The sequence below is a fragment of the Niabella sp. ZPM-14 genome (assembly GCF_055693045.2).
The window spans coordinates 3,090,935-3,105,377 of the sequence record NZ_CM181148.1; the positions used below are offsets into that span (position 1 = coordinate 3,090,935).

Sequence of the window (14,443 nt, forward strand, 5' to 3'; positions counted from 1 at the left end):
CGTGCATGCCTGTCGCAAAATGCCTTTAAAAAGTCGCTAACATGTATTTTCTTAAGTAATTCCGCAAAGTATGTTTGCATTATAAAATCAACAATAATGGAAACAACAGCTAAAGTACTTACAGTAACCGCAACGATCCAGGCGCCCATCGAAAAAGTATGGAAATTATGGACTACGCCCGAAGATATCCGTAACTGGAATTGTGCCTCGCCCGACTGGCATTCTCCCTATGCTAATCACGACCTGAGACCGGGCGGAGCCTTCTCTTATCGCATGGAAGCAAAAGATGGCAGTTTCGGTTTCGATTTTTCCGGAACCTTTGACGAAGTCGAAGCTGGAAAACTTCTCGCTTATACATTAGGCGATGGAAGGAAAGTGAACATCCGCTTTAGTTCTAAGGAAGGTGGAACCTATGTGGAGGAAAGTTTTGAAGCAGAAACCGAAAACTCCCCGGAGTTGCAACAAGAGGGTTGGCAGTCGATACTGGACAACTTTAAAAAATATGCGGAAACAACAAACGATTAGCATCATCCAGCTAACCACTTACACCATAACATCCATGCCTCAACAGCCCAACGTTGAGGATCCATGGAGCGATATCTGAACAAACTAAAAACAAACACATCATGAAAGCTACAAAAATCATTTATTGGGTGACCACCATTCTTATCTTTTTATGGGAAGGTGTTATGCCTGCTATGTACTCTCAGAGCGATCTTGCCAAACAAGGGCTGAGCCATTTGATGTATCCCACTTATTTTGGAACGATGCTCGTCGCTTTTAAAATAGTAGGTGCTATCGTGCTGATCATACCGTTTAGGCACTGGATCAAGGACTGGGCTTATGCAGGATTTGCCTTCACCTTCGTTTCTGCGGCCGTATCGCACGGAGTCATCGACGGAGTCAGTAATTTCCAGACGATCATGCCGATCCTCTTTCTGGCGATCTTATTTGTCTCTTATTACTGCTACAAGAAGATCTACGTCTTAAATCCCGCTTATGGCAAACGTTAAAACGCTAAGAACTTGTCCAAACGGGCATCGCTACTATAAAAGCAGCGATTGTCCCGTTTGCCCGGTTTGTGAAAAAGAAAACAGCCCCCAAACCGGGTTTTTGTCCGTGTTGACCGCGCCCGCCCGCCGGGCGTTGCAAAGCGCCGGTATTGAAACGGTCAGGGACCTGGCCAATCACTCAGAGAAGGAGATTCTTTCATTACACGGTATCGGCAAGAGTTCGCTGCCTGCCTTGCGGGAGGCTTTACAGGAAGCGAAGCTCAGTTTTAAACCAGATACTTAGGAGGGCTAATGTTTACAGCCACCTTTTAAGCAGGATTCGGAATAAAAAATTAACTTAGTCCAACTATAACCTGAGAAAACAAAGCTGGTTTGTAGAACATATATGTTTTTCAAACAAAATCCTGTTATAAAACTACTACTGCCATTCATTACCGGCATCTGTGTGCAATGGTATCTTCGGATACCGATCGCGGCGAGTGGTATCGCTTTCGCTGTTAGCCTGGCGCTGTACCTCCTGTTAAGCCGTCAAAGTCCTTCCAGGAAATGGAAATATGCCCCTGTGCACGGGTTTGTATTGATGATCGCTGTGTTTTGCGTTGCAATGATCATCACGTGGTTTAAAGATATCCGGCATGATCGTCGTTGGTTCGCTCACACGTATCAACCGGGTGCTGCTATTATGATTACAACCAGGGAGACTCCGGTAGCAAAGGACCGGTCTTATAAGGTGGAAGCAACAGTGGAGCAACTCGTCGGTCAGAAAACGACGGAACCCGTCAGGGGACGCATCATTATTTACTTTAAGAAAGACAGTGTAAACGCTGCCTTGCCTGCCGGAAGCCGGCTGCTGATCTATAAACCATTACAAGAGATACAAAATTTAGGTAATCCCGGCAGTTTCGATTATAAAAGATATGCGCTGTTTAATGGCATCACGCATCAGGTATATCTTACTGCAGCTGATTACGGTCGCTTACCTGGCCATCACTTATCATTTGTAGAAGAATTGCTGTCGCAAATAAGAAAGTATGTGCTTCATGCCATACAATCCAACGTCGCTGGAAAAAAAGAGGAAGGTCTGGCGGCGGCGATGCTGATCGGTTATAAAGAAGACCTCGATAAAAACCTGTTACAATCCTACACCAATACCGGTGTCGTACATGTCATTGCTGTGTCCGGTATGCACCTGGCTTACCTTTATTTTATCATCAGTTTTTTATTAAAGCCGCTACTCAGAAAACGGCAAACAAAATGGCTGCATGCCTTTCTCGCGCTGGCTTTGCTTTGGGGCTTTGCCTTGCTGGCCGGGGGGGTGGCTTCGGTTGTCAGGGCAGCCATCATGTTTACTTTTATCGCTCTCGGGCAGCAAATCAACAGGAAGGTATCTGTCTACAATTTGTTAGCGGCCTCGGCTTTGTGTCAGCTCTGTTATAATCCTTACTGGCTCTGGGATGTGGGCTTCCAGCTGTCTTATGTGGCGGTGTTGAGTATCTGTATTTTTAGCAAGCCCATATATCATTTGCTGTTTGTAAAAAATAAAATACTCGACCGGATATGGGCGCTGACTTCGGTGAGTATTGCGGTGCAGGTATTAACTACGCCTCTTTCATTATACTACTTTCATCAATTCCCGGTTTACTTCCTGCTGGGCAACCTGGTCGTGGTACCGGTTTCGACCGTGGTGCTGATCGGTACGCTGGCTGTAGTAATCGCCGCGCCGATTAACGCACTCGCTTCCGTTCTGGGGCGGATATTAGAGTCGGTCATTTGGTGGCTCAACACTTTTATCGAACGGATGGAGGCCTTTCCGTTTGCCTTATGGACGGGTATTTCGATTAACGAGGCACAGTTGCTCCTGTTATTCGTTATCATTTCAGCGGCAAGTGCCTGGCTGATGAAGCGATATAGAGCCGGTTTTTGGCTGGCTGCCACCGGTTTGATCCTGTTCTTTTCCATAAGAAGCTACTCTTTTTACCAGGCAGAACAACAGCAGAAGATTATTGTATACAACGCCAACAGGCTCAAAGCCATTGATGTGATCTCCGGCCGGCAGGTCTGGTTTCTGGGCGACTCGGCGCTATTAACGCATCAAAAATTAAAAGATTTCGTTTTGACACCTTCCCGCACTTTGTATCGGGCTGTTCCCGCCGACCAGATCAGCGGCGTCTGGCAGGAAGATAGTTTTATACGAATCGGTTCCAAAAGACTGCTGCTACTCGACCGTCCCTTAAATGACACTCCCAGATCCGGGCGGATGCAGGCTGATATTGTCATATTGTCCGGGAACCCAAAACTCTATATTTCCGAGCTGTGCCGGCATATCAAAGCCCGCCAGGTGGTGATCGACGCGTCAGTGCCCGCCTGGAAAGCCGCTTACTGGAAACGGGACTGCGATTCACTGAAAATTCCCTGCCATCGCGTCGCTACCGACGGCGCTTTTGTAATGAGCCTGCATTAGCGTACATTTGCGCACTCATTGAAATCCTTACATCATCGTTTATCACATGAAGAAACTGGGCTTGGTGGGCGGCATTAGCTGGGTTTCCACCATTGATTATTACAGGTATATCAACGAAGGCGTCAACAGGGAGCTGGGCGGCCTTAACTATGCCGAGTGCCTGATCTATTCAGTCAACTTCCGGGAGATCCATGATAATAACATGACAGGAGATTGGGACGCCACGTTTAAATTGCTTACACAGGCCTGCGATAGTTTGAAAAGAGCCGGGGCTGAAGCTATTTTGCTCTGCGCCAACACAATGCATTTGCTGGCCGACCGCGTAGCCGATCATATCCAAATGCCGCTGATCCATGTAGCCTCGGCGACGGCCGATGCGATACAGGCCAAAGGACTAAAAAAGGTGGTACTACTGGGAACCCGTTTCACTATGGAACGTGATTTTTTCAAAAATAAACTTTCAGAAAAAGGGATCGAAGCGATCACTCCTGACGAAGCCGACCGGTTGTACATCGCGGAAAAGCTGGAGATAGAGCTTTACAAAGGGATTTTAAAAGAGGAGACCAGAAAGGAGTTCATCCGGATCATTGACCAGTCGATCGCACAAGGCGCTGAGGGTGTTATATTAGGATGTACAGAAATCCCGTTACTTATTAAACAAGAACATTTAACCATACCGACCTTCGATACCACAAAAATACATTCCGAGGCGGCCGTGGCATTTGCTTTAAGTTAAATCAATATTTATCACATATCTATCATGAACAAAAAAATCCAATCGGCACTGATTTCAGTTTTTTATAAAGACGGACTGGAGCCTATCGTTAAAGAGCTAGCCCGCCTTGGGATTACCATCTACTCAACGGGCGGCACACAAAAGTTTATCGAGGACCTGGGCATAGAAGTGGTGCCGGTTGAAAACCTGACCACCTATCCTTCCATCCTGGGTGGACGTGTTAAAACCCTGCATCCATCAGTGTTTGGCGGTATTTTAGGCAGAAGAGATCTGGAAAGTGACGTGCAGGAGATGCTGCAGTATAAAATTCCGGAGATCGATCTGGTTATTGTAGATTTATATCCGTTTGAGGAAACAGTAGCGTCGACTTCGGAAGAAAAAGCGATCATCGAAAAAATAGATATTGGCGGGCCATCCATGATCCGCGCGGCCGCCAAGAATTTTAAAGATGTGTTGGTGGTAGCGGCTAAAAAAGATTATGGAGCTATTACGGCGCTCTTGCAATCTCAAAACGGAGAGACAAGTATTGAACAGCGCAAATCCTTTGCAGCCAAGGCTTTCGAGACAGTAGCGCATTATGATGTAGCAATAGCTAATTACTTCAACACCACTAATGAAGATGTGCAATACTTCTTCCATTCCGAAACACATCCGAAGATCATGCGCTATGGCGAAAACCCGCATCAGCAGGGCGTTTTCTACGGAGACTATGATAAGTTATTCGATAAATTAAATGGCAAAGACCTTTCCTATAACAACCTGGTGGATGTGGACGCAGCCGTGCAGTTGATTGCTGAGTTTGATACTACCTCGGCAGGAGAACAGGATGTGGTTTTTGCGATTATCAAGCATACCAATGTTTGTGGCGTCGCTTCCCGGAAAACGGTTGCAGATGCTTGGGGTACGGCTCTTTTGGGTGATCCGGAAAGCGCATTTGGCGGCGTGTTGGTAACAAACGGAACGATCAACGAGGTTACCGCCAATGCGATCAATGAAATTTTCTTTGAAGTATTGATTGCGCCTTCCTTCGAAGAAGGAGCGTTGAATATTTTGAAGTCTAAAAAGAACCGTATTCTGCTGCAACTAAAAGAATTGCCAAAAGTAAAAACGCAGTTCAAGTCAGTGCTGAATGGCGTGTTGCAACAAGCCACTGATGAGGGCTCCTACACCGATTGGAAAGAAGAAGGCGGCCGCACCGCAACCGACGAAGAAACAGCAGACCTGGAGTTTGCCAATATTATTTGTAAACACCTTAAGTCAAATGCCATTGCGCTTGTGAAGCATAAGCAATTAGTCGGCAAAGGCGCTGGTCAGACCAGCCGCGTGGATGCTGTAAGACACGCGATTGAAAAAGCAAAACAGTTTGGCTTTGATCTTAATGGCGCTGTGTTGGCAAGCGATGCGTTTTTCCCTTTCAATGATAGCGTACAAATCGCGCATAAAGCAGGCGTAACAGCTTTCATACAACCCGGCGGATCCATCAGGGACAAGGATTCTATCGAATATTGTAAAGAAAATGACCTCGTCATGGTCCTTACAGGAATGAGGCATTTTAAACATTAATACTTCACGCATAGCGTATGACAAAGGCAACGGATGTATCATTCGTTGCCTTTTTGTTTTTTAGCAGACGAGCTGTAACTTTAAGAAAAATAATAATACCTATGTCACTACTCCGCCACATAACAAGACTGCTTTTCACTTCCACCAATTAAAGGCTGCTCCGTGCGCTGCGAACTATTTAAAAAAGGGCAGTACCAAAAAATATTCATCTATTTTCGATTGGGATGGCCTTGTGCCGTATGTTTCCAAAGAAGTGACGAACGCGAAGCGGTATACGTTGTTAACAAAAATAGTCACTATAAAAAGAGGCAATTTAGTTGAGAAAACGAAAGCAAGGCGCTAAGTGTTTTTACTGAAAAAAGCCGCCTTTTAAAGCCGCTTTTTTTATTTATATCGAGTTGTAACTGGTTGATAATTTATAAAAAACAGGTTATCAAACCATCACCATTTCCAACTGAAGTTTCGCACATTGTGTGAATAACAACTTTAGAAATTCTCTCGTTTATGCGATTAATTTGTAAAAGGTTTTTGTGACAGCCGTTAACAATTACTTAAACGTGGCGAGGGGATAAGCGAACTGCGGCAGCGATCAACGACGGCCGATTGAAAGGCCCTGAATCCAATTCACTAAACAATTAATTTTTAATAAAAGGAAAGGCTATTTGCCTGATAGTTAGCTGCTTAACAGGTAGCGCTAAAGGGTCTTTGTCTCTCTTCGATTTTATAAACCTTATTTGCATAAATATTTTTAATTATGGGATTATTCGATAAACGTGTTAACTACAAGCCTTTTGAATATCCTGAGGTACTGAAATTTACCGCAGCGATCAACAATTCTTTCTGGGTACATTCCGAAGTGGACTTTACCGCCGACACGCAGGATTTTCATTCACACCTGACGCCTTCCGAGCGCAACGCCGTGAAGCGCGCCTTACTGGCCATCGCGCAAATTGAAGTAGCCGTAAAATCATTTTGGGGCAACTTATATAATCACTTACCCAAGCCAGAGCTTAATGGATTAGGCGCCACTTTTGCCGAGTGCGAATTCCGTCATAGCGAAGCCTATTCGAGACTGGTTGAAGTGTTAGGATATAACGATGAGTTTGGCAAGCTGATAGAAGTGCCGATCATCAAAGAGCGCATCAAGTATTTGTCCGGCGTGTTGAGCAATATCAAGTCCAATGACAAACAGGAATACAGCATTGCGTTGATACTATTTACCATTCTTATTGAAAACGTATCCCTGTTCAGCCAGTTCGCTATCATCCTTTCATTTACCCGTTTCAAAGGCTGGATGAAAAACGTAAGCAATATTATCGCCTGGACATCAGTCGACGAGCAAATACACGCCAACGCTGGTATTTACCTGATCAATAAGATTAAAGAAGAATATCCGGAAGTGTTGAATGAAGCCGCTTTGTCACGCATCACTGATATGGTGAAGGAGTCCGTGGAGATCGAAGAACAGATCCTGAACTGGATCTTTGAAGAAGGCGAAGTTGATATCATCAACAAAAAGGACCTGGTAAACTTTATCAAGTTCCGCGTGGATGAAAGCCTGAACAAAATCGGCCTTCCTTCTCAATACTTCATCAGCAGTGAGCAGTACCGCCCGATGCGCTGGTTTGAAGAAGAAGTGTTTGCGAACAGCATGGATGACTTTTTTGCAAAACGCCCGGTAGACTATACCAAGCACGATAAAAGCATCACGGCGGATGATTTATTTTAGTCCATCGACCCTGGACTTCGACTACAACAAAAGCCCGTTAAACAATATACTTACAAACCTGTTAAAAACTGTACAAAATGGAAGTAATGGACCCAATGATATCTAAAGAACTGTTGACAGAAAAAATGTGGTGGAAAAATTCCGAAAGCGAACAAATCCTGAACAGGGGTTATTTGCTGAAAGGAGAAACCGTAGAAGGCGCTATTGAGCGTGTGTGTGGTGCAGCCGCACAGCGTTTATACAAGCCGGAGCTGAAAGAAGCATTTATGGAAATGGTCGAGCGTGGCTGGATGAGTCTGAGCTCGCCGATCTGGGCCAATATGGGTACGGAAAGAGGTTTGCCGATATCCTGCTTCAATGTACATATTCCTGATAACATTGAAGGCATTACACACAAGCTGGGTGAAGTGATCATGCAGACCAAAATAGGCGGCGGTACTTCGGGTTATTTTGGCGGCTTGCGCGGGCGCGGTAGTGCAGTGACCGATAACGGGAAAAGCAGTGGTGCGGTAAGTTTTATGCGTTTGTTCGACACAGCCATGGATACCATTTCCCAGGGCGGTGTACGCCGCGGGGCTTTTGCGGCTTACCTGGATATAGACCATCCGGATATTGTGGAGTTTTTACAGATCAAAAGCATCGGGCACCCGATCCAGAATTTGTTCACCGGCGTTTGTGTGCCTGACTACTGGATGCAGGACATGATCGATGGGGATAAAGATAAACGTGAGATCTGGGCCAAACTGTTGGAAAGTCGTCAGCAAAAAGGCTTGCCGTACATTTTCTTTACTGATAATGTAAACCGCAACAAGCCGCAGGTTTACAAAGACCTGAACTATGCGATCAATGCCAGCAATCTTTGCTCGGAAATCATGTTGCCGTCTTCACCTGATGAATCGTTCATCTGCTGCTTATCGTCCATGAACCTTGAGCTGTACGATGAGTGGAAAGATACTGATGCCGTTCGCCTGGCGATCTTTTTCCTCGATGCAGTGTTGCAGGAGTTCATCGCTAAGACAGAAGACAACCATTACCTGGCCAGCGCCAACCGCTTTGCTAAAAGGCACCGCGCTTTAGGTTTGGGGGTATTGGGCTGGCACTCTTATCTGCAAAGAAATATGATCCCATTTGAGGGGCTGCGCGCTAAACAACTGACCAATATCATCTTTAGCAACATCAAGGAGCGTGCAGAAAAAGCTACTCAGGACCTGGCGCGTATTTACGGCGAAGCGCCTGTGCTGAAAGGATACGGTAAAAGAAATACAACATTATTAGCTATTGCGCCTACCACTTCATCCTCTGCGATCCTGGGACAAACCTCTCCGGGTATTGAACCATTCAGCAGCAACTATTTCAAAGCTGGTTTGGCGAAAGGAAACTTTATGCGTCAGAATAAATACCTGAAACAATTACTGGAACATAAAGGCCTCGATAATGAAGATACATGGCGCAGCATCATGCTGAACCATGGAAGTGTGCAGCAACTAACCGGGTTGACCAAGGAAGAAAAAGATGTGTTCAAAACGTTCAAAGAAATCAGCCAGCTCGAGATCATACAACAAGCGGCGATCCGCCAGCAGTATGTAGATCAGAGCCAGAGCCTCAACCTGAATATACCGAGCAACCTGCCGGTGAAAGATGTAAACAAACTGATGATAGAAGCCTGGCAGCTGGGCGTTAAAACATTATACTACCAACGCAGCCAAAGCGTGAGCAAGGAGCTGGTGACAAGTTTGGTGACTTGTAGTAGTTGTGAAGCGTAAGTAAGTAGATAAGTCTCAAATGCACGGGTGAGTACGACTTGTTCTGTTCGTGCATCGATGGCCAAAATAAAGAATCCCGGATGTCTGAAAGGAGATGCCGGGATTTTTTATGAATTAAAGTGAACATGTGCTGAAGCTTATTTGGTAAAGCGATTTTCACGAAGGAACTTCGCATCATCATCAAACAAACAGGAATGAATGAATCAAAATTTGCTGAACTGAGTAATGAAGCGCTTTTAAAAAGCGAGAAGCGCTTCAAGGGTTTAATGATAGCGCAAATCGTGGCGCTGGTGTTACTGGTCGTTGCCTCGGTAGTTATCACGATGAAGAAAGGTGTTGGCCTTTTCACGGTATTTCCCCTCATTTTCGTGTCCTTTGTCTTTATCTCACTCAGGTCTTTAAGGGAGATCCGGAAGGAAATTCAATCACGGCAATTGTAATCCTTGAGTAAGATCTATATATTCAGTGGCCTGGGCGTTGATCAACGTGTGTTTGATCACATTGACTTCGGCACTTTGGACATTCAACATGTTGGTTGGATCAAGCCGATGAAAGATGAATCGCTTCAACAATATGCCGGGCGTATGGCGGCTGCCATCAACACCGAAGATCCGATCCTTATCGGCTTGTCTTTCGGCGGAATGCTGGCGGTTGAGATATCTAAGATCGTTACTACAAAGAAGATCATCCTTATCGCATCAGCCAAGAACACCAATGAGCTGCCCCAAAACCGCTGGCTCGGATGGATGATTAAGTTGATCCGATATATCCCGAACTCCTTTTTTATTAAACCTAATTTTATCGCTGACTGGCATTTCGGTGTAGAGACCGATGAAGAGAAGCGATTGCTAAAAGCTATTTTGCAGGATACCGACCCGGCTTTCTTTCGCTGGGCCATGAACCAGATTATTCACTGGGACAACGAGCATAGTCCACCTAACTGTATCCACATTCATGGGGACAAGGATCGCATCATTCCTATTCAAAATATAAACGCTGACTTCGTCATACGCGGTGGAGGTCACTTCATGACGGTTAACAGACCGGATGAAATTGGCCGTATCATCCGGCAAGTGTGCCGGGATGGAATTTAATAATACTCCTCAGCAACCTCAATAATGCAATTGATTGACAGTGGGTAGACAGGGAAGGCTGCCATATTATTGCTCCAAGTTTTAATATCGTTTAGAATGATTTTTGTATTTATCCGATATTAAGGATAAATTTGTATTTTTGTGTATATGAAATGGCAGGACTATCCTTTTGAATTCGATGGTTGGGAAAAACACATCGAAAGGATCACGCTGAAAAAAGCGGAGCTGGATAAACTACGCCCGCTGCCTGCTTACGCTTTAAAAAGCATCAAGGAAAGCCTTGCCCTGGAATGGACTTACAATTCTAACAGTATAGAAGGCAACACACTTACCCTGCAGGAAACAAAACTGGTCATTGAAGAAGGGATGACCGTTAAGGGAAAGCCATTAAGAGAGCATTTCGAGGCGCTCAATCATGATGAAGCGATTGATAAGATCGAGTCATTGATCTCGCCGCGGTATGTGTTGAATGAAAGAGATATTCTGGATGTTCACGGGCTGGTTCTGCAAAATATTGAAAAGGATTTTGCCGGCAGATACCGCACTTCAGGTGTGCGTATTACGGGGGCTAATTTTGTTCCGCCCAATGCATTGAAAGTCGACGCTTTCATGTCTGAATTGATTGACTGGGTGAACGGCAGTGCCCTGGACACGATCGTCAAAGCGGCTGTTTTTCATCATCGGTTTGTGTGGATACATCCTTTTTTTGATGGTAACGGAAGGACTGTTCGCCTGGTGTTCAATCTTCTTCTAATGAAGGAAGGATTTCCTCCGGCTATCATTTTAAAAAACGACAGGAAGAAATATTATGATGCGCTGAACGCGGCTAATAAAGGGGATTATGGCAAGTTGCTGTTGCTGGTATTGCAGGCCCTGGAGCGCAGCGTAGATATCTACCTGAGTTCTCTTAATAACACATACGACGATTATCAATCTATTTCCAATATCGTTAATGAACCTGAAGTTCCTTACGGGCAGGAATACGTGAGCCTGCTTGCCCGAACAGGTAAAATAGACGCTTTCAAAGAAGGCCGCAACTGGCTGACGACAAAAGAAGCAATCATGGATTATATTGATAAGCGCGAACGGAAGCGCTTAAGGAATAAAAAAATGAAAAGTGAATAGGGCGTATTGTCTATTCACTTTTCATCATCATTTTAAATTTAAACTTACTGTTTCACTTTTCTCACTTCATAAAGGTCTGTTCTGCGATCCTTGATCGTTTTAACGGAACCGTAGTTGTGAAGCTCTTTCAATAGCGTAAGGTCCACATCGACGATCAGTGTCATTTCTGTATTGGGTGTCGCTTCTGCTTTTACCGCATTGGTAGGAAAAGCAAAATCAGAAGGCGTAAATACCGCGGCCTGTCCGAATTGAATATCCATGTTATTAACACCCGGCAAATTGCCCACGCAACCCGCAATGGCAACATAGCATTCGTTTTCGATGGCCCGAGCCATTGCACAATGTCTCACCCGCGTGTAGGCGTTCTGAGTGTCGGTCAAATAGGGTACAAACAGGATCTTCATTCCGTCCAGCGCCATCAATCGTGAAAGCTCGGGAAATTCGACATCGTAACAAATCAGCACGCCGATCTTTCCACAGTCTGTATTGATCGCAGCGATCTTATCACCGCCTGTAATACCATAATATTTTGTTTCGTTGGGCGTGATGTGGATCTTGCGATATTCGCTCAGCTTTCCGTCGCGGTGGCACAGGTAAGCAATATTATACAATTGCCCATCTTCCACCACAGGCATGCTACCGGCAATAATGTTTACATTGTATGCAATGGCCAGTTCCGAAATTTTAGTTCGTATCTGCTCTGTCTTGGTCGCCAGCTGATGCATAGCCTCCCGGGTGTCCAGGTGGTTAAACTCTGCGAGAAGCGGAGAGTTGAAAAACTCGGGGAATAAAGCAAAGTCTGCCTGGTAAGCGCTCAACGTGTCCACAAAAAACTCTACCTGGCCATAAAAGTCGTCCAGGCTGGAGAATTGTCGCATCTGCCATTGTACCAGGCCCAGCCTGATAATGCTGTCGCGCATCGCATTTTTCTTTTTGGAATAATAGATATTATTCCACTCCAACAGAACGGCATATTCCTTTGATTCCTTATCACCTTTCAAATAGTTGGTGAGCACTTTGACTACATGAAAGTCATTGGCCAGCTGAAAGCTTAATACAGGGTCATAAATTTCTTTGTTTTTTACTTTGGCAATGTATTCTTTGGGGCTTAGCTCTTCACTGTATTTATGATAGTTGGGGATACGGCCGCCTACTTTGATTTCTTTCAGGTTGATTGTTTCGCACAATTCTTTCCTTGCATCGTATAATCTTCGTCCCAGTCTTAGTTGCCTGAAATCCGGATGTACGAATACCTCTATACCATACAATACGTCGCCGCTATCATCATGCGTATCGAAACGATAGTTATCTGTTATTTCCTCATAAGTGTGTTCATCTCCAAACAACTCATAATTCACAATGATCGAAAGGGCGCAGGCTACTACCTTGCCGTCCACGGCCACGCAGATCTGTCCGTTTGGAAATACTTCCAGGAGCTTCGCAATGGTTTGTTTACGCCATATGCCCCCGATGCCATCATAAGCTTCAATCATCGACGCTCTCAGCTGTTCATAGTCTTCAATCTCAAGTTTTCTTACTTCTACTTCCATTAGTTGATTTTAAGTTAATACAAAGCGTACTGCACTGCAGCACAAATCAATATACAAAAAAAAGTTCAATACACATAACGCTTTATTTTAAGATTATGCTAACATGAGAAGCGGGTAAATTTTTGTTCGTTTCTGTGCCGTCGCTATCTTAGCTTTTCAATTGATAAGTGACATAGCAGTCTTTATTGTTGACACTAAACTGAGAGATCATGATAGCTCCATCTAAACCTTACAATGAAGCCGAGAGGATCAAGGACCTGTATTCCTATTCAATCCTGGACACGCTTTCGGAAGAAGACTTTGATAACCTGACCATTATTGCTTCCGGGATATGCCGTACTAATATCTCTATGATCAGCCTGGTCGACGAAAACCGGCAATGGTTCAAGTCGAAGCATGGATTTGATGCTGTTGAGACAGAACGCGACTACTCTTTTTGCGGCCATGCTTTGAATGCGCCCGACGACGTGATGATCGTGCCGGACGCCAGGGCGGATAAGCGTTTTTTCGACAACCCTTATGTGACTGGCGTTCCTAATATCATCTTTTATGCAGGTGTTCCTTTGGTAAGCGAAAGAGGCTATCCCCTGGGTACGCTGTGCGTGATGCACGATAAGCCCCGGCAACTGACCGACAAGCAGATCCACTCCCTGAAGGCGCTTTCTAAACAGGCGATGAACCTCATCGAACTGAGAAAGAAAAAGAGCCAGCTTGAAAATGCTACGGCCCGGCTGGATGTGAAAAATAAGTCCCTGGAAAAGTTCGTTTATTCCGTAGCGCACGACTTGCGATCACCCCTCAATAATATCATCAGCGCGACCGAGTTGTTAAGCATGGCCTACAGCGGCGATGAAGACGCGGAACATATGGTGGGATTGATCAAAGGATCTTCTACGCAATTAAAAAAGCTGATAGAAGATCTGCTGGAGCAAAGTCAGTCAGAACGCCAATTACGCGAGCAGCTGGCCGACGTCTCACTTAAAGAGCTTCATGGGGCGTTGTGCAATCTCTTCGTCTTTAATGACAGGTGTACGATTACTTTTAAGACCCACCTTGAAAACGTTCATATCAACAAACTGGCGTTAGAACAAATATTGATGAACCTGATCTCGAATGCTATTAAGTACAATGACAAGGATAAGGCGGAAGTTGAGATCGGTATTACTGACAAGGGCGATGAATATTGTTTTTATGTCCAGGACAATGGGAAAGGGATTCCAGAAACATTACGATCATCTGTGTTTGACATGTATGAGAGCCAGGAAGAGAAAGACCGGTTTGGAGAAAAGGGATTTGGCATCGGATTGGCCATCGTAAAAGAGCTGGTGGAAAAGATGGGCGGATCGATCACCTTTGATTCTACTGTTGGCGTGGGGACCCGGTTCATGTTCACGTTAAAGAAATAAACG

At 45.0% G+C, this 14,443-nt stretch carries 13 protein-coding genes; 12 read left to right on the forward strand and 1 reads right to left on the reverse strand.

Features of this window, described 5'->3' with window-relative positions; genetic code table 11:
- The first annotated feature begins 96 nt into the window (after positions 1-96).
- The 11 genes from ACU37H_RS13105 to ACU37H_RS13155 all read left to right on the forward strand — a co-directional run bounded on the left by ACU37H_RS13105 (position 97) and on the right by ACU37H_RS13155 (position 11,484).
- A complete protein-coding gene (locus ACU37H_RS13105; protein WP_472703714.1) occupies positions 97-525 on the forward strand; it encodes an SRPBCC family protein in 429 nt (142 codons plus the stop codon).
- 101 nt (positions 526-626) lie between these two features.
- Positions 627-1,013 (forward strand): DoxX family protein, encoded by a 387-nt coding sequence (locus tag ACU37H_RS13110; RefSeq protein WP_472703712.1) that lies wholly within the window; start codon positions 627-629, stop codon positions 1,011-1,013.
- Positions 1,000-1,296, forward strand: a complete 297-nt coding sequence (locus ACU37H_RS13115) for an RNA polymerase alpha subunit C-terminal domain-containing protein (RefSeq protein WP_472703710.1) — start codon at positions 1,000-1,002, stop codon at positions 1,294-1,296. Before ACU37H_RS13110 ends, ACU37H_RS13115 begins: the two co-directional genes overlap by 14 nt.
- A 102-nt stretch (positions 1,297-1,398) precedes the next feature.
- Positions 1,399-3,474, forward strand: a complete 2,076-nt coding sequence (locus tag ACU37H_RS13120; protein ID WP_494407551.1) for a ComEC/Rec2 family competence protein — start codon at positions 1,399-1,401, stop codon at positions 3,472-3,474.
- Positions 3,475-3,520: 46 nt separating this feature from the next.
- The gene (locus ACU37H_RS13125; RefSeq protein WP_472703707.1) at positions 3,521-4,210 is read left to right on the forward strand and encodes an aspartate/glutamate racemase family protein; all 690 of its coding nucleotides are present in this window, start codon (positions 3,521-3,523) and stop codon (positions 4,208-4,210) included.
- Between the two features lie 24 nt (positions 4,211-4,234).
- A complete protein-coding gene (purH, locus tag ACU37H_RS13130; RefSeq protein WP_472703705.1) occupies positions 4,235-5,773 on the forward strand; it encodes a bifunctional phosphoribosylaminoimidazolecarboxamide formyltransferase/IMP cyclohydrolase in 1,539 nt (512 codons plus the stop codon).
- A 754-nt stretch (positions 5,774-6,527) separates the two neighbouring features.
- Positions 6,528-7,502, forward strand: coding sequence for a ribonucleotide-diphosphate reductase subunit beta (locus ACU37H_RS13135; RefSeq protein ID WP_472703703.1), 975 nt, complete (start codon positions 6,528-6,530; stop codon positions 7,500-7,502).
- A gap of 86 nt (positions 7,503-7,588) precedes the next feature.
- Entirely contained in the window at positions 7,589-9,265 is a 1,677-nt protein-coding gene (locus ACU37H_RS13140) for a ribonucleoside-diphosphate reductase subunit alpha (protein WP_472703701.1), read from the forward strand.
- Positions 9,266-9,459: 194 nt separating this feature from the next.
- On the forward strand, positions 9,460-9,705 hold the full coding sequence (locus ACU37H_RS13145) for a hypothetical protein (RefSeq protein WP_472703699.1): 246 nt from the start codon (positions 9,460-9,462) through the stop codon (positions 9,703-9,705).
- A gap of 3 nt (positions 9,706-9,708) precedes the next feature.
- The gene (locus tag ACU37H_RS13150) at positions 9,709-10,359 is read left to right on the forward strand and encodes an alpha/beta hydrolase (RefSeq protein WP_472703697.1); all 651 of its coding nucleotides are present in this window, start codon (positions 9,709-9,711) and stop codon (positions 10,357-10,359) included.
- A 147-nt stretch (positions 10,360-10,506) separates the two neighbouring features.
- The gene (locus ACU37H_RS13155) at positions 10,507-11,484 is read left to right on the forward strand and encodes a Fic family protein (RefSeq protein WP_472703695.1); all 978 of its coding nucleotides are present in this window, start codon (positions 10,507-10,509) and stop codon (positions 11,482-11,484) included.
- A 44-nt stretch (positions 11,485-11,528) separates the two neighbouring features.
- Here the strand turns inward: ACU37H_RS13155 and ACU37H_RS13160 are convergent, their stop codons facing one another.
- The gene (locus tag ACU37H_RS13160; protein ID WP_472703693.1) at positions 11,529-13,034 is read right to left on the reverse strand and encodes a GNAT family N-acetyltransferase; all 1,506 of its coding nucleotides are present in this window, start codon (positions 13,032-13,034) and stop codon (positions 11,529-11,531) included.
- A gap of 209 nt (positions 13,035-13,243) precedes the next feature.
- Here ACU37H_RS13160 and ACU37H_RS13165 point away from each other — a divergent pair, with 209 nt between their 5' ends.
- Entirely contained in the window at positions 13,244-14,440 is a 1,197-nt protein-coding gene (locus ACU37H_RS13165; protein WP_472703691.1) for a sensor histidine kinase, read from the forward strand.
- Positions 14,441-14,443: the final 3 nt, after the last annotated feature.